Source organism: Tistrella mobilis KA081020-065, assembly GCF_000264455.2.
Taxonomy (GTDB): Bacteria; Pseudomonadota; Alphaproteobacteria; order Tistrellales; family Tistrellaceae; genus Tistrella; species Tistrella mobilis.
Genome location: NC_017966.1, coordinates 93,040 through 116,273, shown reverse-complemented (window position 1 = coordinate 116,273; position 23,234 = coordinate 93,040). Strand labels below are relative to the sequence as shown.

The 23,234-nt window shown below is 64.9% G+C and carries 21 protein-coding genes; 10 read left to right on the top strand and 11 right to left on the bottom strand.

Features of this window, described 5'->3' with window-relative positions:
* Positions 1-535: 535 nt before the first annotated feature.
* The 10 genes from TMO_RS21345 (at position 536) to TMO_RS21295 (ending at position 12,839) form a co-directional block, all read left to right on the top strand.
* Positions 536-2,011 (top strand): cytochrome ubiquinol oxidase subunit I, encoded by a 1,476-nt coding sequence (locus TMO_RS21345; protein ID WP_014752869.1) that lies wholly within the window; start codon positions 536-538, stop codon positions 2,009-2,011.
* 7 nt (positions 2,012-2,018) lie between these two features.
* Positions 2,019-3,026 carry a cytochrome d ubiquinol oxidase subunit II gene (gene cydB, locus TMO_RS21340; protein ID WP_041607418.1) on the top strand — a complete coding sequence of 336 codons (1,008 nt, stop codon included), beginning with the start codon at positions 2,019-2,021 and terminating at the stop codon, positions 3,024-3,026.
* Positions 3,027-3,597: 571 nt separating this feature from the next.
* Positions 3,598-4,839: an ImmA/IrrE family metallo-endopeptidase gene (locus tag TMO_RS21330; RefSeq protein ID WP_014752866.1), complete on the top strand. Its 1,242-nt coding sequence runs from the start codon at positions 3,598-3,600 to the stop codon at positions 4,837-4,839.
* A 307-nt stretch (positions 4,840-5,146) separates the two neighbouring features.
* On the top strand, positions 5,147-6,688 hold the full coding sequence (gene glpD, locus TMO_RS21325) for a glycerol-3-phosphate dehydrogenase (RefSeq protein WP_014752865.1): 1,542 nt from the start codon (positions 5,147-5,149) through the stop codon (positions 6,686-6,688).
* A 63-nt stretch (positions 6,689-6,751) separates the two neighbouring features.
* Positions 6,752-7,843 carry an ABC transporter ATP-binding protein gene (locus tag TMO_RS21320; RefSeq protein ID WP_014752864.1) on the top strand — a complete coding sequence of 364 codons (1,092 nt, stop codon included), beginning with the start codon at positions 6,752-6,754 and terminating at the stop codon, positions 7,841-7,843.
* Positions 7,844-7,862: 19 nt separating this feature from the next.
* On the top strand, positions 7,863-8,933 hold the full coding sequence (locus tag TMO_RS21315) for an ABC transporter ATP-binding protein (protein WP_014752863.1): 1,071 nt from the start codon (positions 7,863-7,865) through the stop codon (positions 8,931-8,933).
* Between the two features lie 4 nt (positions 8,934-8,937).
* Positions 8,938-9,804, top strand: a complete 867-nt coding sequence (locus tag TMO_RS21310; protein WP_014752862.1) for a carbohydrate ABC transporter permease — start codon at positions 8,938-8,940, stop codon at positions 9,802-9,804.
* A 1-nt stretch (position 9,805) separates the two neighbouring features.
* Entirely contained in the window at positions 9,806-10,687 is an 882-nt protein-coding gene (locus TMO_RS21305; protein ID WP_014752861.1) for a carbohydrate ABC transporter permease, read from the top strand.
* Positions 10,688-10,701: 14 nt separating this feature from the next.
* The gene (locus tag TMO_RS21300) at positions 10,702-10,989 is read left to right on the top strand and encodes a DUF2160 domain-containing protein (protein ID WP_014752860.1); all 288 of its coding nucleotides are present in this window, start codon (positions 10,702-10,704) and stop codon (positions 10,987-10,989) included.
* Between the two features lie 110 nt (positions 10,990-11,099).
* On the top strand, positions 11,100-12,839 hold the full coding sequence (locus TMO_RS21295; RefSeq protein ID WP_014752859.1) for an ABC transporter substrate-binding protein: 1,740 nt from the start codon (positions 11,100-11,102) through the stop codon (positions 12,837-12,839).
* A gap of 130 nt (positions 12,840-12,969) precedes the next feature.
* Here TMO_RS21295 and TMO_RS21290 read toward each other — a convergent pair whose 3' ends face one another.
* From TMO_RS21290 to TMO_RS21240, 11 genes are all read right to left on the bottom strand, one after another.
* A complete protein-coding gene (locus TMO_RS21290) occupies positions 12,970-13,977 on the bottom strand; it encodes a TRAP transporter substrate-binding protein (protein WP_014752858.1) in 1,008 nt (335 codons plus the stop codon).
* A gap of 34 nt (positions 13,978-14,011) precedes the next feature.
* Positions 14,012-15,280 carry a TRAP transporter large permease gene (locus TMO_RS21285; protein WP_014752857.1) on the bottom strand — a complete coding sequence of 423 codons (1,269 nt, stop codon included), beginning with the start codon at positions 15,278-15,280 and terminating at the stop codon, positions 14,012-14,014.
* Position 15,281: 1 nt separating this feature from the next.
* Positions 15,282-15,911, bottom strand: coding sequence for a TRAP transporter small permease (locus TMO_RS21280; RefSeq protein WP_041607309.1), 630 nt, complete (start codon positions 15,909-15,911; stop codon positions 15,282-15,284).
* 71 nt (positions 15,912-15,982) lie between these two features.
* On the bottom strand, positions 15,983-16,984 hold the full coding sequence (locus TMO_RS21275; protein WP_014752855.1) for a 4-hydroxyproline epimerase: 1,002 nt from the start codon (positions 16,982-16,984) through the stop codon (positions 15,983-15,985).
* A gap of 13 nt (positions 16,985-16,997) precedes the next feature.
* Positions 16,998-18,239 carry an NAD(P)/FAD-dependent oxidoreductase gene (locus tag TMO_RS21270; RefSeq protein ID WP_014752854.1) on the bottom strand — a complete coding sequence of 414 codons (1,242 nt, stop codon included), beginning with the start codon at positions 18,237-18,239 and terminating at the stop codon, positions 16,998-17,000.
* Complete coding sequence (locus tag TMO_RS21265) at positions 18,239-18,961, bottom strand: amino acid ABC transporter ATP-binding protein (RefSeq protein WP_014752853.1); 723 nt, start codon at positions 18,959-18,961, stop codon at positions 18,239-18,241. Before TMO_RS21265 ends, TMO_RS21270 begins: the two co-directional genes overlap by 1 nt.
* Complete coding sequence (locus TMO_RS21260) at positions 18,954-19,607, bottom strand: amino acid ABC transporter permease (protein ID WP_014752852.1); 654 nt, start codon at positions 19,605-19,607, stop codon at positions 18,954-18,956. The genes TMO_RS21265 and TMO_RS21260 overlap by 8 nt, the downstream gene beginning before the upstream one ends.
* Before the next feature lie 11 nt (positions 19,608-19,618).
* Positions 19,619-20,284, bottom strand: a complete 666-nt coding sequence (locus TMO_RS21255; RefSeq protein WP_014752851.1) for an amino acid ABC transporter permease — start codon at positions 20,282-20,284, stop codon at positions 19,619-19,621.
* A gap of 88 nt (positions 20,285-20,372) precedes the next feature.
* Positions 20,373-21,149 (bottom strand): transporter substrate-binding domain-containing protein, encoded by a 777-nt coding sequence (locus TMO_RS21250; RefSeq protein WP_041607416.1) that lies wholly within the window; start codon positions 21,147-21,149, stop codon positions 20,373-20,375.
* A 287-nt stretch (positions 21,150-21,436) separates the two neighbouring features.
* Entirely contained in the window at positions 21,437-22,399 is a 963-nt protein-coding gene (locus TMO_RS21245) for a dihydrodipicolinate synthase family protein (protein ID WP_014752848.1), read from the bottom strand.
* A 118-nt stretch (positions 22,400-22,517) separates the two neighbouring features.
* On the bottom strand, positions 22,518-23,222 hold the full coding sequence (locus TMO_RS21240; RefSeq protein WP_014752847.1) for a GntR family transcriptional regulator: 705 nt from the start codon (positions 23,220-23,222) through the stop codon (positions 22,518-22,520).
* Positions 23,223-23,234 lie beyond the last annotated feature (12 nt).

The window sequence follows — 23,234 nt, the reverse complement described above, 5'->3', positions numbered from 1 at the left end:
GCCGGCTACGAGTCAATACCTCTTGGTATGGAACCGCCAGCCTCTCACGAAACCCGTGCCCGCGCTTTGATCCAGATCAAAAATATCGCGGCCTGACGTCGCAAATGCGCGTTTGGTAAAGGCCATGTCTGCCGACCCTGCGGCATGATGGCGGGAAGGTTGCGATGGCATCGCCGGAAGAATTCACCGCATGCTCTCAAGCAGTTGCCCATGAGCGCGACCGGATGACGCATCGCGCGGCCGGCCGGTTTTCTCCACCCCGGGTAGCGGATGCCTGCGACAGGGCTGCGACATTGCTGCGGTTGAGGCATGGGCGCCGGCGGGTCTTGGATGGCGCTGCCGCGACAGGCTGCCTCACCCGACCTTGCCGACGCCCTGTCGCGGGCAACCTTATGGTCCAGGCGTCGTTCCGACGATGTCTCACCGCCCGTTCGAGCCCGGGACCATCTTCCGAGGAGGAGTGTCATGGCATCGACCGATCTGCCGCGCCGCCGCCCCGCCGATCGCGGCCAGGCATCATCCGACGGAGGCGGCTATGTTTGATCAGGCCGACGCCGTTCTCCTGGCGCGCATCCAGTTCGCCTTCACCGTGTCGTTCCACTTCATCTTCCCCGCCTTCTCCATCGGCCTCGCCAGCTATCTGGCGGTGCTGGAGGCGCTGTGGCTGAAGACCGGGCGCACGGTCTATCTCACCCTGTTCAAATACTGGCTGAAGATCTTCGCCCTCGCCTTCGGCATGGGCGTGGTGTCGGGCATCGTGATGTCCTACCAGTTCGGCACCAACTGGTCGGTGTTCTCCGACAAGGCCGGACCGGTGATCGGGCCGCTGATGGCCTATGAGGTGATGACCGCCTTCTTCCTGGAGGCAGGCTTCCTGGGCGTGATGCTGTTCGGCATGAACCGCGTCGGTCGCGGCCTGCATTTCGCGGCGACATTGATGGTCGCGATCGGCACCTTCATCTCGGCTTTCTGGATTCTCTCGGCCAACAGCTGGATGCAGACTCCGGCCGGTTTCTCGATCAACGAGGTCGGGCAGTTCGTGCCGGAAAGCTGGCTGGAGATCATCTTCAACCCCTCCTTCCCCTACCGGCTGGCCCACACCGTGCTTGCCGCCTATCTGACCACCGCGCTGGTGGTCGGCGCCGTCGGCGCCTGGCATCTGCTGCGCGACCGCCGCAACGAGGCGGCGCGGGTGATGTTCTCGATGGCGACCGGGCTGGTGATGGTGGCGGCGCCCATCCAGATCTTCGCCGGCGACATGCACGGGCTGAACACGCTGGAACACCAGCCCGCCAAGGTGATGGCCATGGAGGGCCATTTCGAAAGCCATCCCGATGGCGCGCCGCTGATCCTGTTCGGCATTCCCGATCAGGAGGCGGGCGAGGTGCGCCACCAGATCGCCATCCCCAAGGCGTCGTCGCTGATCCTGAAGCATGATCCGGATGCGCCCCTCGACGGGCTGGAGACGCTGCCGCGCGAGGACTGGCCCTATGTGCCGATCGTGTTCTGGTCGTTCCGCATCATGGTCGGGCTGGGCTTCCTGATGCTGGCGCTGGGCGGCTTCGCCCTGGTCCAGCGGCTGCGCGGTCGGTTGCACAGCTCGCGCGCGCTGCACCGTTTTGCCCTGGCCATGGGCCCGTCGGGTTTCGTGGCGGTGATCGCCGGCTGGGTGACCACCGAGGTCGGCCGCCAGCCCTTCACCGTCTATGGCCTGCTGCGCACGGCGCAGTCCGCCTCGCCGCTGGAAGCACCTGCGGTGGCAACCTCGCTGCTGATCTTCATCCTGGTCTACTTCATCGTCTTCGGCAGCGGCACGCTCTACATCCTGAAGCTGATGCACAAGGCGCCGCAGACGGCCACCCCCGATCAGACCCGCGACGACGAGACGGAGGAACACCAGCCGGTGCGCGCCGCCGGGATCACGCCGGCACCCGCCGTCCATGCCGGCCGCGCGATCGGTAGCCGTCACGGCCCCGGCACCCATGCCTCACCCACCCGCGAGGAGAGGTGATCCGATGATGACCGGTTTCTTCGACCTGCCCACCATCTGGGCCTTCGTCATCGCCTTCGCCGTTTTCGCCTATGTGGTCATGGACGGTTTCGATCTGGGGCTCGGCATCCTGTTTCCGGCCTTCGCGCCGGGGCCCCAGCGCGACCGGGTGATGAATTCGGTCGCCCCCGTCTGGGACGGCAACGAAACCTGGCTGGTGCTGGGCGGCGGCGGGCTGATGGCGGCCTTCCCGCTCGCCTATGCGATCATCCTGCCGGCGCTTTATGCCCCGATCATCGCCATGCTGCTGGCGCTGATCTTCCGCGGCGTCGCCTTCGAATTCCGCTGGCGCGACGCCCGCCATCGCCGGGCCTGGGATTTCGCCTTCACCGCCGGATCGATCGTGGCGACGCTGGCCCAGGGCATCACCCTCGGCGCGCTGCTCCAGGGCATCGCGGTCGAGGGGCGCAGCTATGCCGGCGGCTGGTGGGACTGGCTCACCCCCTTCAGCCTGCTGGTCGGCGTCAGCCTGGTGATCGGCTATGCGCTGCTGGGCGCCACCTGGCTGGTGATGAAGACCGACGGCGTGCTGCAGCTGCAATGCCGCAGCCTGGCGCTCCGGCTGGGCATCGCAACGCTCGTCTGCATGGCGGCGGTGAGTGCGGCGACGCCCTTCCTGTCGGGCGCCTATTACGAGGCCTGGTTCGCCTGGCCGCGGGTGCTGTTCACGGCGCAGGTGCCGCTGCTGGTGCTGATCTGCTCGGCCGCCTTTTTCTACAGCCTGAAGCGCGACCACGACTACACGCCCTTCCTGATGGCGCTGGCCCTGTTCGCCCTCGGCCTCGCAGGCCTCGGCGTCAGCATCTTCCCGCATGTGGTCCCGCAGGCGGTGACGATCTGGGAGGCGGCCGCCCCCGCGGCGAGCCTGGGCTTCATGCTGGTCGGCGCCGCGGTGCTGATCCCGATCATCCTGGGCTACACCGCCTATGCCTATTGGGTGTTCCGCGGCAAGACCGGCCATGAAGGGTATCATTGAGATGGCAGAGCAAGACAACCCCCGCCGCCATCACCACCTCCCCCGCCCGCGCCAGTGGCTGTGGTTCCTGGGCCTCTGGGCCGCGGGGGTGGCGGTTACCGGGGTGGTGGGGTTGGTGATCAAGTTTTGGTTGTCTGCACATTAGCCGAAGCACAAAAATCTACCCATGATATATTTTCGGGCGGCATACATACCTGCGACAGAGAGACGACAATGCGCCACCCGAAACAGATCCCGCGTCGCCGTGGCCTGACGCAAGGTGAAATTGGAGCAGCCCGCTATGAAGGCAGCCCGGAACATAAGAATAAGCGATGGTGGAATGGACTCCCCCGCCACAGGAAAGCCCCGCCTGCAACAATCTGTCCGATGCGGACGCCGGACGAGCGGGACCAGGCCACATGCTGGGTACAAGAAGCTCTTATCAAGGGATGGTACGAGTTTAAGGAAGGAGACGACATCTACCCCCACTTTATCTGGCGCATCGTTGGCGATAAAAAGGCTTGGCAGGGGCGCTGCATAAACACGACCCTGGGCACCTATAAAGGTTGGCCTCTGCAGGATGACGAGCACGATGAAGTTTGACATCGCGTGGATTGATGATGCGGAAAACGCGGTTCCCGAGGAACGCGCGACCGTGGCCGCGCTCGCCCTTCACGTCGGCGGCCGTAATGCGACCCTGGCGAGCCTGCCGAAGGGCAAGGTGGTCAAGAACATAACTGTCGTTGCGTACGCTCTTGCGGAAGGGCTGGTGCATGACTGGTGGCGGGTCTTCACGCCCCACGACCTGCCCGTGTCACTGAGGCGTTGGCGCAGCGGATATATCGTGCCCGACATCCGTTTCGATTTCGATGGACAGACCTTCACCGTTCACGTTCAGCCGTCAGAGCAGGAAGGTATCACCTTCCTCACAGAAGCCAGCGAGATCCTGACTCCACAAAATATAGAGGACCACTTCCGGAATTTCCTCGATACCGTCGATCAGAGGCTTCGATCAAAAAGGATCTCCGGCTCGGCAATGCAACTTCGCTGGGCTCGCGTCCGCCAATCTTTGGAAGACCCCGCAGAGACTGCCTTTTGCAAAGCCGCAGGCGCGTTCGGGTTAGACCCATATCAGATCGACGACGCTTCGGCTTCGTTCATCGAGAACGCGGAAGGATTCTTCAGCGGCGAGGCCCTGTTGGAGTTCCTCGCTGGCGCGGCCACCGCCCGGAAACACACCGAGCTACTGTCATGGATCTCTGCAGCTGAAAGCCGGCCGGATAATACCTGCCGGCTCGACGATCTGGCGGCTCACGCGCACTCAATTGCAGTATCAGCGCCCCCTCGCAGCAATGAACGCCCATGGTCATTGGGCTATCGCCGCGCGCAAATCCTGCGGTCGAAGCTGGATCTCAGCGGAGAGGTCGGGCCCCTGCCCAGCCTCGCGGCACGTCTTGGCGCCAGCGCCGCATTCTCCGATGCAGGTTCTGTCGCAGGCCTCAGAGCCGTGCGGTCAGTCGACGGCCAGACAGCACGCATCCATCTGCGTCGTCACGGCCACTCTGCCGCTGAATTGTTCAGTTTTGCCCGCGCCGTCGGTGATGTGATCTGCTTTCCCGGCAACGGGCGGGCGTCCCTCAACGATCTTCGCAATGTGTATCGACAGGCGGCGAGCCGGGCCTTTGCCGCTGAATTTCTCGCGCCGATCAACGAAATCACAGAGCTTCGCCTCAAGGGCAATGATGCACTCGCCATGGCGGAGAAGTTCGGCGTTTCCGAAGAGGTTATCAATCACCAGATCACGAACGAAGGGCAGATCCGAGCTGCGGCATAGGCGCCTGTCTCCCCACAACCTTCCACAGATCCGGCCCATCCGCAGATCCGGCCCATCCGCAGATCCGGCCCATCCGCAGATCCGGCCCATCCGCAGATCCGGGAGTTGTCCGTGATCGTCGGCCCTCTCTGCTCCGTGCGGAGGGGGCTTCTTGCGTTCTAGCCCCTGGGCGGTCCATGCGCCCTGCACACGCGGCCGGCGCGCCGCGAGTTTCGTTTGACATTCGTATTACCTTCACATTACGCTTCACAGACTTTCGAGCGGCACAGAGAATGCTGCGTTGCGAAAGCCTGGGGAGGGAAGACGGGTGACGGGCGATCCGGTCCATGACATTTTCGTCATCGGCGGCGGCATAAACGGCTGCGGCATCGCGCGTGATGCTGCCGGGCGCGGCTATTCGGTCGCGCTGGCCGAGATGAATGATCTCGCCTCGGGCACCTCTTCCGGCTCCACCAAGCTGATCCATGGCGGGCTGCGCTATCTGGAACATTATGAATTCCGGCTGGTGCGTGAGGCGCTGATGGAGCGCGAGGTGCTGTGGCGCAATGCCCCGCACATCATCTGGCCGATGCGCTTCGTGCTGCCCCATCACAAGGGGCTCAGGCCGCGCTGGCTGCTGCGGCTGGGCCTGTTCCTCTACGACCATATCGGCGGCCGCAAGCAGCTGCCCGCGACCCGGACGCTGGATCTTCGCAGCGATCCCGCCGCGAAACCGCTGAAGCCGCTGTTCCGAACCGCTTTCGAATATTCCGACTGCTGGGTGAACGATGCCCGGCTGGTGGTGCTGAACGCCATGGATGCCGCCGCCCGCGGCGTGGAGCTGATGGTCCGCAGCCGCGTGACCTCGGCGCGGCGCGAGGGCGAGCTTTGGATCGTGACCGTCCAGAGCGTCGACCATCCGGAGGTGACCCGCAGCTTTCGTGCGCGCATGCTGATCAATGCCGCCGGCCCCTGGGTTGATCAGGTGCTGCAGGGCACGCTGGCCCGCAACGACGTCCACAATGTCCGCCTGGTTCAGGGCAGCCACATCGTGGTGCGTGCGAAGTTCAACGATCCGCGCGCCTTCTTCTTCCAGAATTCCGACGGCCGGATCATCTTCGCCATCCCCTATGAAGACGACTTCACCCTGATCGGCACCACCGACCAGGATTTCAAGGGCGACCCGAAGGACATCCGGATCACCGAAGGCGAGATCGACTATCTTTGTGCCGCGGCCAGCGAGTATTTCGCCGAGCCAGTGCGGCGCGAGGACATCGTCTGGACCTATTCCGGCGTGCGGCCGCTTTATGACGACGGCGCGTCGAAGGCGCAGGAAGCCACGCGCGACTATGTGCTGAAGGTGGAGCACGGGCCGGACGCGCCCGGCAACGGCGCGCCGATGCTGAACGTCTTCGGCGGCAAGATCACCACCTATCGGCGCCTGGCCGAGGCGGCGCTGGAGAAGATCGAGGCGGAGCTGGGCGCCCGCGGCCCGGCATGGACCGCCACCGCCACCCTGCCCGGCGGCGACTTCCCCGCCACCGGTTTCGAGGCCGAGCTTGCCCGGCTGCGTGCCGAATACGGCTTCCTGGACGACGGTTTTGGCCGCAGACTGGTGAGGCTGTATGGCACACGGGCGCGGATGATCCTTGGATCCGCGCGAAGCAAGGCGGATCTGGGGCGCGATTTCGGTGCGGATCTGACCGAAAGCGAAATCCGCTATCTGGTGACCCACGAATGGGCGCGGACGGCCGACGATGTTCTGTGGCGGCGCACCAAGCGCGGCCTGCATCTGTCGGAAGACCAGCGGGCAGCCGTGGACGACTTCATGCACAGCCTGCCCGTCACCGGCATTGCCGCCGCAGAATGACGACCCGAGCCCGGACCCACATCGTCCCGAAAGCGAGCCGACCGCGAGACATGGAACACCGCGATGCTTGAACTCAAAGGCGTTTCCAAACAGGTGGGCGACGAGACCCACATCGGCGAGGCCACGCTTACACTGGAGCGCGGTACGCTGAACGTGCTTCTCGGCCCCACCCTCTCGGGCAAGACCACGCTGATGCGGCTGATGGCCGGGCTGGACCGCCCGACCCGCGGCTCGCTCTGGTTCGACGGCCGCGACGTGACCGGCGTGCCCGTGCAGAAGCGCAACATCGCGATGGTCTACCAGCAGTTCATCAACTATCCGATGATGACTGTCTATGACAACATCGCCTCGCCGATGCGTCTGGCCGGTGCCGACCGCGCGACCATCGACCGCGAGGTCCGCCAGGCCGCCGAGCTGCTGAAGCTGACCCCCTATCTGGACCGCCAGCCGCTGAACCTGTCGGGCGGCCAGCAGCAGCGCACGGCGCTGGCCCGCGCGATCGTGAAGAAGGCGGGGCTGGTGCTGCTCGACGAGCCGCTGGCCAATCTGGACTACAAGCTGCGCGAGGAACTGCGCACCGAACTGCCCAAGATCTTCCAGGAATCGGGCGCGATCTTCGTTTATGCGACCACCGAACCTTCGGAAGCGCTGCTGCTGGGCGGCAATACGGCCACCCTGCACGAGGGCCGCATCACCCAGTTCGGCCCGACGATCGAGGTGTTCCGCAACCCCGCCGACCTGATCACCGCCACCACCTTCTCGGACCCGCCGCTGAACACGCTGGCGCTGACCAAGGCGGGGCCGGTCTTCCGCCTGGCCGACGGCCAGACGCTGGCGGTGCCGGGCGGCATGACCCGGCTGCCCGATGGCCGCTATACCGCCGGCTTCCGGCCGCATCATCTGACGGTGGCGCCGGGCGGCAGCGACGCGATCGCCTTTGCAGCGCGCGCCTTCGTGACCGAGTTCAACGGCTCGGAGAGTTTCGTGCATGTCGATTTCGCCGGCGAGCGCTGGGTGATGATCGCGCCCGGCATCCATGACCACGAGATCGGCGAGATGCTGAACCTGTATCTGGAGCCGCGCCACCTGATGTTCTTCGACGCCACGGGCCGCGCGGTGCAGCTTGCCGCCGGTCTTCGGGCGCAAGCGGTCTGAGCCGGGGAGGACGGAACACATGGCCCTGATCGACCTCGACCATATCCGCCATTCCTATGGCCCGGCGCCGAAATCGGACGATGACTACGCGCTGAAGGAAGTGCATCACCGCTGGGATGACGGCGGCGCCTATGCGCTGCTCGGTCCCTCCGGCTGCGGCAAGACCACACTGCTCAACATCATCTCGGGGCTCCTGCGCCCGTCGGAAGGCCGGATCCTGTTCGACGGCCGCGACGTCACCGGGCTGTCGACCGAGGAACGCAACATCGCCCAGGTGTTCCAGTTCCCCGTGGTCTACGACACCATGACGGTCTACGACAACCTCGCCTTCCCGCTGCGCAATCGCGGCGTGCCCGAACGGGAGGTCGATGCCCGGGTCCGCGAGATCCTGGAGATGATCGACCTGGCCGATCGGGCGAAAAAGAAGGCGCGCGGCCTGACCGCCGACCTGAAGCAGAAAATCTCGCTGGGCCGCGGCCTGGTGCGCAACGATGTCAGCGCCATCCTGTTCGACGAACCGCTGACCGTGATCGACCCGCATATGAAGTGGATGCTGCGCACCCAGCTGAAGCAGCTGCACAAGCGCTTCGGCCACACCATGATCTACGTCACCCACGACCAGACCGAGGCGCTGACCTTCGCCGACAAGGTGGTGGTGATGTATCAGGGCCAGATCGTGCAGATCGGCACCCCGGACGAGCTGTTCGAGCGCCCGGCCCATACCTTCGTCGGCTATTTCATCGGATCGCCCGGCATGAACGTGCTGCCCGTGACGCTGGACGGGTCAACGGCGCGGCTGGGAACCCATGCGATCGGCATCGGTGCCGCACCGGCGACGACGCCGGGGGCGAAGCTGGAACTGGGCGTGCGGCCGGAATTCGTCCGCCTGGGTCGCACGGGCCTGCCCGCGACCATCACCAAGGTCGAGGATATCGGCCGCCACCGCATCGTGCATGCCGATCTGGCCGGGCACGAGATCGCGGCGGTGGTGCCGGAAGACGGCGACATCCCGGCCGAGGCGCGGATCACCTTCGACCCGCGCGGCATCAACCTCTATGCCGACGCCTGGCGCGTCGACACGGGAGCCTGAGCCCATGGAAAAGACCTGGAACAACAAGGCCTGGTTCATGGTGCTGCCGGTGCTGGTGCTGGTGGCCTTCTCGGCGGTGATCCCGCTGATGACCGTGGTCAATTATTCGGTGCAGGACACGTTCGGCAACAACCAGTTCTTCTGGGCCGGCACCGAATGGTTCAAGGACATCCTGCAGTCGCCACGCTTCTGGGATTCGATGTTCCGGAACCTCGGCTTTTCGCTGCTGATCCTGGCGATCGAGGTGCCGCTCGGCATCCTGATCGCGCTCAACATGCCCAAAAAGGGCTGGGGCGTGCCGTTCTGCCTGGTCACCATGGCCCTGCCGCTGCTGGTGCCGTGGAACGTGGTCGGCACCATCTGGCAGGTCTTCGGCCGCGGCGATATCGGCCTTCTGGGCCACACGCTGGAATCGCTCGGCATCCCCTACAACTATGTGCAGGATCCGCTGTCGGCCTGGATCACCGTCGTGGTGATGGATGTCTGGCACTGGACCAGCCTGGTGGTGCTGCTCTGCTATGCCGGCCTGGTCTCGATCCCCGACGCCTATTACCAGGCGGCAAAGATCGACGGGGCCTCGCGCTGGGCGGTGTTCAAATACATCCAGCTGCCCAAGATGCATCGCGTGCTGCTGATCGCCGTGCTGCTGCGCTTCATGGACAGCTTCATGATCTACACCGAACCCTTCGTCGTGACCGGCGGCGGCCCGGGCAATTCGACGACCTTCATGTCGATCGACCTGGTGAAGATGGCGATCGGGCAGTTCGACCTGGGCCCCGCGGCGGCGATGTCGCTGGTCTACTTCCTGATCATCCTGCTGCTGTCGTGGGTGTTCTACACCGTCATGACCAATTACGACGCGAGGACGTGACATGACGACGACCGCCATGCCCGCCACCCGCACCGACGCCTATGACGAGCAGCTGGCCCGCCGCATGCGCAAGCGGGGTACGAAATCCCGCTGGTCCTGGCTGGTGCCGGCGCTCTACATCCTCTTCCTGATGCTGCCGCTCTACTGGCTCGTCAATATGAGCTTCAAGACCAACGAGGAAATCGTCTCGGGTCTGACGCTCTGGCCGGCCGAGCCGACGCTTCGGAACTATGAGATCATCTTCACCGATCCGTCCTGGTATTCGGGTTACATCAACTCGATCACCTATGTCGTCATCAACATGGTGGTCTCGGTGGCGGTGGCCCTGCCGGCTGCCTATGCTTTCTCGCGCTACCGGTTCCTGGGCGACAAGCATCTGTTCTTCTGGCTGCTGACCAACCGCATGGCGCCGCCGGCCGTGTTCGCCCTGCCCTTCTTCCAGCTCTATTCGGCCTTCGGGCTGATCGACACCCATATCGCGGTCGCGCTGGCACACTGCCTGTTCAACGTGCCGCTGGCGGTGTGGATCCTGGAAGGCTTCATGTCGGGCGTGCCCAAAGAGATCGACGAGACCGCCTATATCGACGGCTATTCCTTCCCGCGCTTCTTCGGGAAGATCTTCCTGCCGCTCATCTCCAGCGGCATCGGCGTGGCGGCCTTCTTCTGCTTCATGTTCTCGTGGGTGGAACTGCTGCTGGCCCGGACGCTGACCACCGTCGATGCCAAGCCGATCGCGGCAACCATGACCCGGACCGTCTCGGCCTCGGGCATGGACTGGGGCCTGCTCGCCGCCGCAGGCGTGCTGACGCTGATCCCCGGCGCGCTCGTGATCTGGTTCGTCCGCAACTACATCGCCAAGGGCTTTGCCCTGGGCCGCGTCTGAGGGAGGCCGCACCGATGTCGTTCGACTTCTCGTGGATGGCCTGGACCTGGCCCACGGTCATCTTCTTCGTCGTCATCGCCTGTCTGCTGCTGGGCATGGGGGTCTGGGAATACGCCCGTCCCGGTGGGGCGCCGAAGGTCGGCCTGCTGCGCTTCGAAACCACGCGCGGCGACCGCCTGTTCATCTCGCTGCTGGGCAGCGCCTTCATCCATCTGGGCTGGCTGGGGCTTGTGGATGCCAGCCTGTGGTGGGCGACGGGGCTGTCGGTGATCTACGCAATCCTGGTGTTCCGCTTCGTCTGACCCCACTGCCCGGGGCCCTGCGCGGCGGGTGACTGAAGACCAATCGAGGCTTGCTTCGAACGACGGATGCCCCGTGCCGGCATCCGCAGCTGATCAAGAGGGAGGTACTTATGCGGAAGCATCTGATGGCATCCACGGCGGCGCTGGCGCTGCTGCTGGCTGCCGGCCAGGCCTGGGCCGGGATGGAGGAGGCGAAGAGCTTCCTCGACAAGGAGATCGGCGACCAGTCGGTCCTGTCGCGCGCCGACCAGGAAAAGGAGATGCAGTGGTTCATCGATGCCGCGAAGCCGTTCGCCGGCATGGAGATCAAGGTCGTCTCGGAGACGATCACCACCCATGAATACGAAAGCAAGGTGCTGGCGCCGGCCTTCTCGGCCATCACCGGCATCAAGCTGACCCACGACCTGATCCAGGAAGGTGACGTCGTCGAGAAGATCCAGACCCAGATGCAGACGGGTCAGAACCTCTACGACGCCTGGGTCAACGACTCGGATCTGATCGGCACCCACTGGCGCTACAAGCAGGTCCGCAACCTGACCGACTGGATGGCGGGCGAAGGCAAGGACGTCACCAACCCGAACCTCGACATCGACGACTTCATGGGCAAGTCGTTCACCACCGCCCCGGACGGCAAGCTCTATCAGCTGCCCGACCAGCAGTTCGCGAACCTTTACTGGTTCCGCTACGACTGGTTCAGCGACCCCGCGATCAAGGCCGAGTTCAAGCAGAAGTACGGCTACGATCTGGGCGTGCCGGTCAACTGGTCGGCCTATGAGGACATTGCCGAGTTCTTCACCGGCCGCGAGATCGACGGCCGCAAGGTCTATGGCCACATGGACTACGGCAAGAAGGACCCGTCGCTCGGCTGGCGCTTCACCGACGCCTGGCTGTCGATGGCCGGCAATGGCGACAAGGGCCTGCCCAACGGCATTCCGGTCGACGAATGGGGCATCCGCGTCAACGAGAACAGCCAGCCCGTCGGCTCCTGCGTGGCCCGCGGCGGCGACACCAACGGCCCGGCGGCCGTCTACTCCATCCAGAAGTATCTGGACTGGATGAAGGCCTATGCACCGCCGGAGGCCCAGGGCATGACCTTCTCGGAATCGGGCCCGGTTCCGGCGCAGGGCCATATCGCCCAGCAGATCTTCTGGTACACCGCCTTCACCGCCGACATGGTGAAGAAGGGTCTGCCGGTGGTGAACGAGGACGGCACGCCCAAATGGCGCATGGCCCCCTCGCCGCACGGCGTGTACTGGAAGGAAGGCATGAAGCTCGGCTATCAGGACACCGGCTCCTGGACGCTGATGACCTCTACCCCCACCGACCGCGCCAAGGCCGCCTGGCTCTATGCGCAGTTCGTGACGTCGAAGACCGTCGACGTGAAGAAGAGCCATGTCGGCCTGACCTTCATCCGCGATTCGTCGGTCCGCCACGAGAGCTTCACCAAGCGCGCCCCGGAACTGGGCGGCCTGGTCGAGTTCTACCGCTCGCCGGCCCGGGTGCAGTGGACGCCGACCGGCACCAACGTGCCCGACTATCCGAAGCTGGCCCAGCTGTGGTGGCAGGCGATCGGCGATGCGTCCTCGGGCGCCAAGACCGCCCAGGCTGCCATGGATTCGCTCTGCGCCGAGCAGGAGAAGGTCATGAGCCGCCTGGAGCGCGCCGGCGTGCAGGGTGAGTTCGGCCCCAAGCTGAACCCCGAACATGACCTCGCCTACTGGAACGAGCAGGCGAAGAAGAACGGCACCATCGCGCCGCAGCTGAAGATCGAGAACGAGAAGGAAAAGCCCCAGACGGTCGATTACGACCAGCTGGTGAAGAGCTGGGCGGACGCCAACGCGAAGCAGTGATGCGCGCGTGACCGCCGGACCGATGCATCGCCTTCGGGGGAAGGGGGTGTGACGGAGAGGGGGCCATCCGGAAGGGTGGCCCCCTTTATTTTGTGGCTGACGCCCTGGGCCGATGGCTGGGGCCGGCGCGTCAGAGCGTGGCGCCGAGCGCGCGCAGATCGGCCAGAACCGGGGCCTTCGGCAGCCAGATCTGATCGTACTCGGCAATGACCTTGCCGGCATCCGCGACCTGGACGTCCTTCACCGTGATGACCTTCCGGAACTCTTCGAGCAGCCGCGCCTCGTTGGCGACGGTGGCATCGATCTGGGCGTCGAGCGCCTCGCGCGTCAGCCGGGTGACAAGCTCACGGTCGGAAGCCGGGACATCCTTCCAGACCCGGCCGGAGGCGAGCGCGACACAGGGCATGAAGATGGCGTTCATCTTCAGCATGGTCTTCGACACTTTGTCGAAGCGCTGGTTCCACGAGAAATCGAGATCGGCCTCAAGCCCGTCCACCTGGCCGTTGGACATGGCATCAAACACCTGCGGCGTCGGGATCGGTGTCGGCGCGGCGCCGAGCAGCTGATAGAAATCGCGATAGGCAGGGGTGGTGTTGATCCGCAGCTTCATGCCCTTCAGATCGTCGAGCCCGCCGATTTCCCTGGCCGAGAACACGACACGCATGGTGGTGATGCCCCAGGCCAGCCCCAGCGTGCCGGTTTCCCTCGGCAGGACGTCCAGCATCTTCATCACCAGGGGATCGCGTACCAGCTTCGCCACCTTGGCGGTGGAATCGACGATATAGGGCGCGTTGATCGCGGCGATCGACGGGATGCGGGAGCCGAGTTCCGCCGTCATGATCCAGCCGAAATCGAGCGAGCCGGCCTGCATCTGCTGCAACATCACCGCTTCCGTGCCCAGCTGATTTGCGGGGAAGACGGCAAGATCCAGGCGGCCCTTCGTTTCGGCCTTCAGCATCTCCCCGACCTTCAGGGCCGCATTGTTCCACGGATGGCCGGGCGGCGTCGTGATGCCGAGACGGAAGGTCTTCGCCTCCTGCGCCCGCAGGATGTTGGGCGCAAACAGCGTGCCGACCGAGGCCGCACCGGCAGCCGCAAGCGTCGTGTTACGGAGGAATGTCCTGCGCGAGATCGTCATGGGTCTGTCCTCTGGAGGCATGATGGGGCGGCGGTTACTTGACGAAGGCGGTGGAGATTGCGGGGAAGATCGACAGCAGGATCAGCAGGCTGCAAGCCGCGAAGAAGAAGGGCAGTGTCACGACGAACATCCGGCCGGGCTTCGCCCCCGTGACTGCCGAGGCGACGAAGAAGCTGAGACCGACGGGCGGGGACAGGAAACCCAGCACGAGATTGATGACGACGACCACGCCGAAATGGACCGGATCGATGCCATAGATCCCGGTCGCGATCGGCAGAAGGATCGGCACCGTCATGATCAGTCCCGGCGCGCCGTCGATGACCGTGCCGATGACCAGCAGGATGACGTTGACGAGCAGCATGAAGGTGATCGGGTCGGTGGCGATCGTCTGCACCCATGCCGCCACGCGCTGCGGCACCATGCCGTAGACGAGCACCCACGAGAAAACCGCAGCCGCAGCGACCAGCATCAGCACGACCGCCGAATAGATGCCGGCACGCAGCAGCATCCGCGGCAGCTGAGCGACGGAGAGTTCGCCGATCCAGAACCGCCCGACCAGCACCGCCGCGACCGCGCCGACGGCCGCCGCTTCGGTCGGGTTGGCGATGCCGGACAGGATCGACCCCACGATGACGATGGGGATCGAGAGCGTCGGCAGGGCGCCGAGGATAATCCGCAGCCGCGCGCGGACCGTGAGACGCTCGCCTCTCGGATAGTCGTAGACGAACCAGCCCATGCCGGCGATGACGGTGCAGAAGATGATGGTGAGCAGAATGCCCGGCACCATACCGGCCGCCAGCATGTCGCCCACCGGCACCTGCGCCAGAACCGAATAGACGACGAACATGATCGACGGCGGAATGATCGGCCCGAGCATGCCGGCATAGGCGGTCAGCCCCGCGGCGAAGGTCTTGTCATAGCCGGTCTTTTCCATCTCCGGCACCATCATCTGCGCCATGATGGCGACCTGGGCCGTGGCCGAGCCCAGGATCGAGGAGACGAACATGTTGGCGATCAGGTTCACATAGGCGAGGCCGCCCTTCATCGCCCCGATCAGCGCCATCGTCATGTTGATGATGCGTCGCGTGATCCCGCCGCCATTCATCACCTCGCCGATGAAGACGAACAGCGGGATCGAAATCAGACCGTAATTGTCGACGCCGCCGAAGAGCTGTGCCGGAAAAGTCTGAAACAGCAGCGTGTCGCCGCTGGCCCAGATATAGACGGCGGCGGCAATGCACAGGCACAGCCCGATGGGGACGCCGACGAGCATGACGAGAAGAAAGGCCGCGGATGTGATCATCTCAATTGACCCCTTCCGCCGAACCGAAGCCGGGGTGCAGTCTCTTCGGCGACAGCCCGATTTCCTCCACGATATTGGCCAGCGTATGGAGGGTCATGGTCACGGAGAAGATCGGAATAACCAGGCTGATCATCCATACCGGCCATTCGAGCGTCTGGGTGTATTCGGTGTAGAGGAAATTGAAGCTGTCGCCGGCATAGCTCCGCGCATCGAAACCGGCCGCCGCAATACCTGGCGGATCCATCCAGTTCCAGCACATGACCGCGAGGCCGAGCGAAAACAGACAGGCGATGACATGGGCGAACGCCTTCAGCCGTGTCGCATTCGCCGCCGACAGCCTGTCGCTGACCAGGGTCATGGCGAAATCGAGCCGCAGCCGGGTCAGGGCCGACCCGCCGATGAAGGTCAGCCAGACCATTGCATAGACCGCAGCCTCGTCGACCCAGTAGAGCGACGATCCCGCATAGCGGGTGCCGACGTTCAGAAGGATCAGGCCAAGAAGCAATGCCATCAGCATCGCCACCAGCACCTTCTCAGCCACGAGCACGCCTTCCGAGGCAGCCACGATCGCCCTGACTACAGCGGAGCGCACAGGCGGGCGCGCCCCGGCCCTGGATGCGGGTTTCACCATCAGTCAGCTTCCTTGTCTTCAGGCCGAGAGGTTCATCCTCAATCGCAGACGCACTCCTGCCCCCATCCCCGTCACCTGACGACGAAGCCATGCGCAAAGGGATCGCGGTCATCGATGAAGATCGTGTTGATGCCGGTCATGCGCGCCCAGCCGGCGATCGAGGGGATGATGGCATCACGTCCGGCAACCGTGGCCGCCGCTTCCACCCGGCCGTTGAACAGCGAGCCGATGATCGATTCATGGACGAAATCGTCGCCGACCTTCAGCTTTCCCTTGGCCGCAAGCTGCGCCATCCGCGCCGAGGTGCCGGTGCCGCAGGGCGAGCGGTCGATGGCCTTTTCGCCGTAGAAGACGGCGTTGCGCGCATGGGCCCCCGGCTGCGTCGACGCCCCGGTCCACAGGATGTGGCTGAGGCCGCGGATCTCGGGATGCTCCGGATGGACGACCTCGTACTTCTCGTTGAGCGCGGCCCTGAGCTTCGGGCTCCAACCGATCAGCTCTCCGGCGGTGTGATCGGCGATGTCGCGGAAGGCCGTCTGCGGCTCGACGATGGCGTAGAAATTGCCGCCATAAGCAATGTCGACCACCACCTCGCCCAGCCCCTCGACCTCGACGGTCAGGCCTTCGGCATAGAGGAAGGCCGGGACATTGGTCAGCCGCACCTCTTCGACGAAACGCCCTTCCTGCCGGTAGGTGATGTCGACCTTACCGGCCGGGGCATCGATCGACAGCCTGCCCGGCGCCCGCGGCGTGATCAGGCCGTTCTCTACGCCCATGGTGATGGTGCCGATCGTCCCATGGCCACACATGGGCAAGCAGCCCGAGGTTTCGATGAACAGCACCGCGACATCGCAATCCGGCCGGGTCGGCGGGTAGAGGATCGCACCCGACATCATGTCGTGGCCGCGCGGCTCGTACATCAGCCCGGTGCGGATCCAGTCGTACTCCCTGACGAAATGCGCCCGCTTTTCAAGCATGGTCGCGCCCTCAAGACGCGGGCCGCCGCCCGAGACCAGGCGGACCGGGTTGCCGCAGGTATGCCCGTCGATGCACGAGAATGTGAAGCAGGCCATGGCGTTCACTCTGTCAGAAGCGGTGAGGCGAAAAGGGCGAGAGATCGATGGGCGATGGTTCGTCGGTCAGCAGGTCGGCGACCAGCCGGGCGGTCCCGGCCGATTGGGTGAGGCCGAGATGGCCGTGGCCGAAGGCATAGATCACGCGCGGTTGGCTGCCGGCCCGGCCGATCGCCAGCAGGCTGTCGGGCAAGGACGGCCGGAAGCCCATCCATTCGACGCCCCCTTTTGCGACGAGCCCGGGGAGAAATGCCTGCGCCTTGCCGAGCATGGCCCGCGACCGCCGGTAATCCGGCGGCAGATCCAGCCCGCCGAGTTCGACCGCACCGCCGACGCGGATGCCGGTGGACAGGCGGCTGATCACGAACCCATGCCCGCCGAAGGTGATCTGGGTTCTGAGATCGAAGGCACCGGGCGGCAGGGTGGTGTTGTAGCCGCGCTCGGTTTCAAGCGGGATGGCGTCGCCGAGGGTGCGGGCGATGCGGTGCGAGAAGGCGCCGGCGGCAAGCACCACCCGGGCCGCGCGCCGCGACGTCCCGTCGGCCGTGACGATCCCGACACCCGCTGCCTCGGGCCGGAGTGCGGTGACCTCGGCCCGCTCGATCCTGCCGCCCCGCTGCCGGAGATGATCGGCAAGCGCCAGGGTGTAGAGCCGGGGGTCGGCGATGGAGTACCAGCCGGGGGTGAAGGTTCCATGGGTGAAGCGCGACGAGAGCCCCGGCTGGATCGCGGCCATCTCTGAGGGATCGACATGGCGGAAATCGATGCCGTGCCGTTCGCGTGCCGCCCAGCCGGGCCGCGCGGCCTCGAATTCCGCGCGGCTTTCATAGACCTGGAGATTGCCGTCCTTGCGCAACATGCCGCGCGTGCCGGTCTGTTGCAGGAAGGGTTCCAGCTCGGCGCGGGAGAGATCCATCAGGGCCGCCTGGGCATCGGTGGCGGCGGCAACGCGCTCGGGCGCGCAGGCCCGCCAGAAACGGTACATCCAGGGCGCGATCTTGAGCGCGTAGGCCGGCGGCACCGACAGCGGCCCGAGCGGGTCGAGCAGCCATCCGGGCGCCTTGCGCAGGATGCCGGGCGAGGCGAGCGGCAGAATGTCGGTGAAGGCGAAGGCGCCGGCATTGCCGGCCGAGGCACCGGCCGCCGGCCCCTCGCGGTCGAGCACCGTGACCGGAAAGCCTCGCGACTGAACGGCAATCGCCGCCGACAGGCCGATCACCCCCGCCCCGATGACGACGACCTCCGGCCCGGTCATCAGCGCACACTCCCCAGAAAGGCCTGGGTTTCGGGCTGCCGGGGCGCGCCGAAGATCTGATCGGGCGGGCCGATCTCCGCCATCGCCCCCTGATGGAAGAAGGCGACCCGATCCGAGACGTCGCGCGCAAACCCCATCTCGTGGGTCACGCAGATCATCGTCATCCCCTCTTCGGCCAGCATCTTGAGCGTGTCGAGCACCTCGCCGACCAGCATGGGATCGAGCGCCGAGGTCACCTCGTCGAACAGCATGTATTCGGGCGACATGGCCAGCGCGCGGGCAATGGCCATGCGCTGCTGCTGCCCGCCGGACATGCGGTTCGGATAGACCGACAGCTTTTCCCCGAGCCCGACATGGGTGAGCTGCCGGACCGCGATCTCTTCGGCCTGCTGCCGGGACAGGCCCAGAACCTTGCGCGGCGCCAGCATCACATTCTCCAGCACCGTCAGATGCGGGAAGGCGTTCCATTGCTGGAAGACGATGCCGACCTTGCGGCGCAGCCGGTTCAGATCCGTCGTCCGGTCATGAACCCGGGTGCCGTCGATGCGGATCACGCCCGCATTGATCGGCTCCAGACCATTGATGCAGGCGAGAAGGGTGGATTTGCCCGAGCCCGACCCGCCGATGATCGTCACCACCTCGCCCTTCTCGACGGTGAGGTCGATGCCCTTCAGCACCTCCAGACTGCCGAAGGACTTCCGGACGTTTTCGATCTCAATCATAGGGGGACCACCGTCTTTCGAGATAGCCGCCGAGCCGGGCAATCGGGAAGCTTATGATGAAGTAGATGACGCCGCAGATCAGCAGGATGAACAGCGGCTCCTGCAGGCGGGTCACCAGGATCTGCGAGGCGCGCAGCAGTTCGATCAGCCCAAGCCACAGCACCAGCGCCGAATCCTTCATGACGCCGAGCGTGAGCCCGATCCAGGCCGGGATCGACACCCGCACCGCCAGCGGCGCCACGATGTGGCGCATATCCTGCCACCAGGTCATCCCCAGCGACCGGCTGGCGCGGCGGGTGGTGACGGGCACGGCCGCGATGCCACCGCGGACGATCTCGGTACAATAGGCGGCGGTATAGAGCGACAGCACCACGCAGGAGGTGGTGAACGGCGGCCAGCCCAGCTTTGCGATCGACTGCAGGGCATTGCCCAGCACCAGCTGGATCAGCAGCGGCACCGACCGGAAGATGTCGAGGAAGAACATCAGCGGCAGGGACCAGACCGGTCCGGCCTGAAAGCGGATCACGCCGAAGACGATCCCCATCGCCGTGCCCGCGGCCACGGAGACGGCGGTCACGGCCAGGGTCATCAGGGCCCCCTGGCCGAGGAAGGCCAGATCGTTCCAGGTCAGGGCGGTATCGAACATCTCCGGCCCTCCTAGTAGCGGAACAGACGCCAGGCGAGCGCCCGCGCGGCCAGGGTCACGAGTTTGGCGATCAGGTAGTAGATCACCGCGGCGATGGCGAAGAATTCGAAGGTCCGGAAGGATCGCGCGTTCAGATCCTGGGTCACGCCGGCCAGATCGGTGTTCATCCCGACCGTGACGCCCAGCGAGGTCATCAGGATCGCCCAGATCATCTGATTGGTCGCAGGCAGATAGCCGATGCGCAGCATCTGCGGCAGCACGATGAAGCGGAAGGTCTGCAGCCGGGTCATGCCCAGGGAACGGCCGGTGCGGGTCTGGGTATCGGGGATCGCCTTCAGCGCACCGCGGAAATTCTCGGCCAGATAGCCCGCATTGTTGAAGGCGATGCCGGCCAGAAGTGCCGCATAGGGGCTGAGATGGATGCCGAAATTGCCCAGGCCGAAATGCGCCATATAGATCTGAAACAGCGCCGGCGTGTTGCGGGCAATCTCGACCCAGACCGCCGCCACCGCCGACAGCGACCGGTTGCCCGACAGGCGAAAGGCCGTCAGCGCGATGGCACAGACCAGACCGATCGCCATCGACAGCACGGCGATCTGAAGGGTGACCAGCGCGCCGTCGAGCATCTGCGGCAGCGCTTTAAGCGCTTGATTCCAGTGGAAAGTATAGGTGAACATCCCCGTCTCCCGGACCCGAGGCAGGTCACATTCCTGACGGAAGCCGTGGCGCCGGCATCTGCCGGCCGCCACGGCCGGGCCGGGTCAATCAGCGATAGACGCTGCCGACGGTGAGATCCGGCGCCGTGCCGCCCACCCATTTTTCGTAGAGGTCGGCATAGCGGCCGGTGCGGACCTGTTGATTGATGAACAGGTTCAGGTAGTTGATCAGGCCGTATTCCTCGCGGTTGGTGAACAGCGCGACGTAATCGGTGTCGAAGGGCGCGCTGCCGACCACCGACAGCCCGGCGAACTTGCCCGATTTCACATTCGCCTGTGCCACCGTCGAGGTGGAAACCGTGGCGTCGATCTGGCCCTGGGCCAGCGCCAGGAAAACATCGGCCTGGGTCTGATAGGGCCGGAAGGACCCCTCGCCCCAGGCCTTCACCTGGTTCTCCAGCGCGATCGCCTCGTAGGTGCCGGCGGTGGCGCCCACCACCTTGCCCTTCATGCCGTCATAGGACGTCACGCCGGATTTGCCGTTCGCGGTGACCACCATCTCGAAGGCGAAATAGGGGATGGTCATGCCCACGGTCTTCGCCCGTTCCAGCGTATCCGAGGTCGAGGCGACGCCGACATCGACACGGCCCGACATCAGCGCCGGAATCCGCTCAGGGAACGGCGTCTCGACGATCTCGGCGGTCACGCCCAGCGCCTTCGCCAGATCGTTGCAATAGTCGACGTCGAAGCCGATCGGCGTGTTGTTCGCATCGCGCGACCCCATCGGCGGGAAGTCCAGCACCACCGCACAGCGCAGCGTGCCCGAGCCGATGATGTCGTCCAGCTTGTCCGCATGCGCCGTGCCCCCCAGGACGGTAGCGGCCATCAGTCCGACAGCGAAAATTGAAGCCTTGTTCACTGTTGTCTCCCATCAGCAGTGATCCTCGCCGGCGAAGGCCCCTCCCACGCCGAACGGCGAAAACCCCCTATTCAGGATACAAGAAAAATACAAAAAATATATAAGCTTCGAGAAAAAATCTGACTGGCAGAACAGGCACTTGTGCCGCATCACCGGATGGGCTGCACAGGCGCGCGGACCGTGTGCCGGTGGCGACAGGTCCATAAAAAAGGCCCTCCGGAGGGAGGGCCGTTTGCAGGCCGGACGGCTCTGCCTTACGCCTTGTATGTCTGCACGGCCCCCGGAAGCCGGCTCCATTCCGCATACCAGGTGTCGAACAGTTTCAGCTGGGTGGTGACGTAGCCGCGCTGGCTTTCGGTGAGTTCGTCGGTTTCGTTGAAGTGCAGCGCGTATTCGCCGTCGCCCTTCAGGACCATCATGTACTTGAAATACAGAACGAGGTCCGGCCCCGCATCGAAGGAGGAGAGCACGCCCAGCGCCGATTCCAGTTCCAGCGCGCGCTGTCGGGCATCGGCATCCCCCTTCGCCGCCGCCTGGGCGAGGTTGCTGAGGTGCAGCACTTCCTTCGGCAGTACACAGCCGATGCCAGTGATGGCACCGGTGGCACCGCAATTCACGAAGCCGTGGAACACGCAGGTATCGACGCCGATCATCAACGAGACGTCGTCGTCGCAGCTGGTGATGTTCTCGGCCGCATAACGCATGTCGTCGGGGCCGCCGAATTCCTTGAAGCCGACGAGATTGGGATGTTCGGCGCGCAGGGCAAAGAACAGATCGGCACGCGTGGCGAAGCCGTAATAGGGGCTGTTATAGATCACCGCCGGCAGATCCGGTGCCGCGGACAGAATGGCCTTGAAATGGTTCCGCTGCGCCGCGACGACCGTGCCGCGCGACAGCACGCGGGGAATGACCATCAGCCCCTGCGCGCCCACCTTCTGCGCATGGGCGGCGTGTGCAACCGCAGAGGCCGTGTTGACGGCGCCGGTGCCGGCGATCACCGGAATCCCGGCCTCCACCAGACGTTCGACGCCTTGCATGCGCTGTGCATCGGTCAGCAGCGGCCAGTCGCCCATGGAGCCGCAATAGACCACCGCCGACATGCCGGCATCGATCAACTCCCAAGCTTTGCGGACCAGCGCAGCGAAATCCGGAGTCCGGTCGGGCTTGCAGGGGGTCATCAGGGCGGGGATCACACCGGAGAAAATCGTCGCCTTCACCTTCGTTTCCTTCCAGCCGTTCGATCGGCAGTCCGCCGGCAGGACGCAGCTGTCCTCCCCCTCTGCCATGGTCATGATGGCAGTTTGCATTTTTATTGTCGACAAAGAAAATGCAAACTCAGAGCGGGATGTCGAGCCCGCCATTGCGGGTGAACAGCTTCTGCACCTGGGCCACGATCTGCTCGGCATGAGCCTTGCCCAGCTGGTCGGCCCGCTCCACGTCGCGCGCTTCGATCGTGGCGATCATCTCGGCGTGTTCGTCCACGAAGCGCTGGGGAAACTGCTCCTCATAGGACCGGTAATAAAGCCGGAGAATGCGCCGCCCCTCGCTCAGCAACCTTATGAAAAGGCTGGTGAAATAGGGGTTGCGGCCGGCCTCGGCGATGGCGGCGTGGAAGGCGGCGTTGGTCGCGATCATCGCCAGCGCGTCGCGCGCCTCGACGGCGGCCGCGTAATCCTGGTGATGACGGCGGATGACCGGCAGATCTTCCGGCCGATGGTTCTGCGCGGCCAGCCGCGTGGTGACCCGGTACATCAGCACCAGGGCATCGAAGAAGGTGCTGAGGTTGAGAAAATCGATGTTCGACACCATGGTCGAGCGGTTCGGCAGCGTCTCGATCAACCCCTCACCGGCAAGGCGGACCAGCGCCTCGCGGATCGGCGTGCGCGACATCTTGAACCGCTCGGCCAGCTGCGCCTCGTCGACCGTGCTGCCCGGTGCCAGTTTCAGATCGAGAATTTCATCGCGCAGAAGGTCATAGACCATCTTGACACCAGAGCCGCGCCGGCGCTCGGGCAGTGCAGTGGGCTTCGGATCGGCCATCGGTCTTCCTCG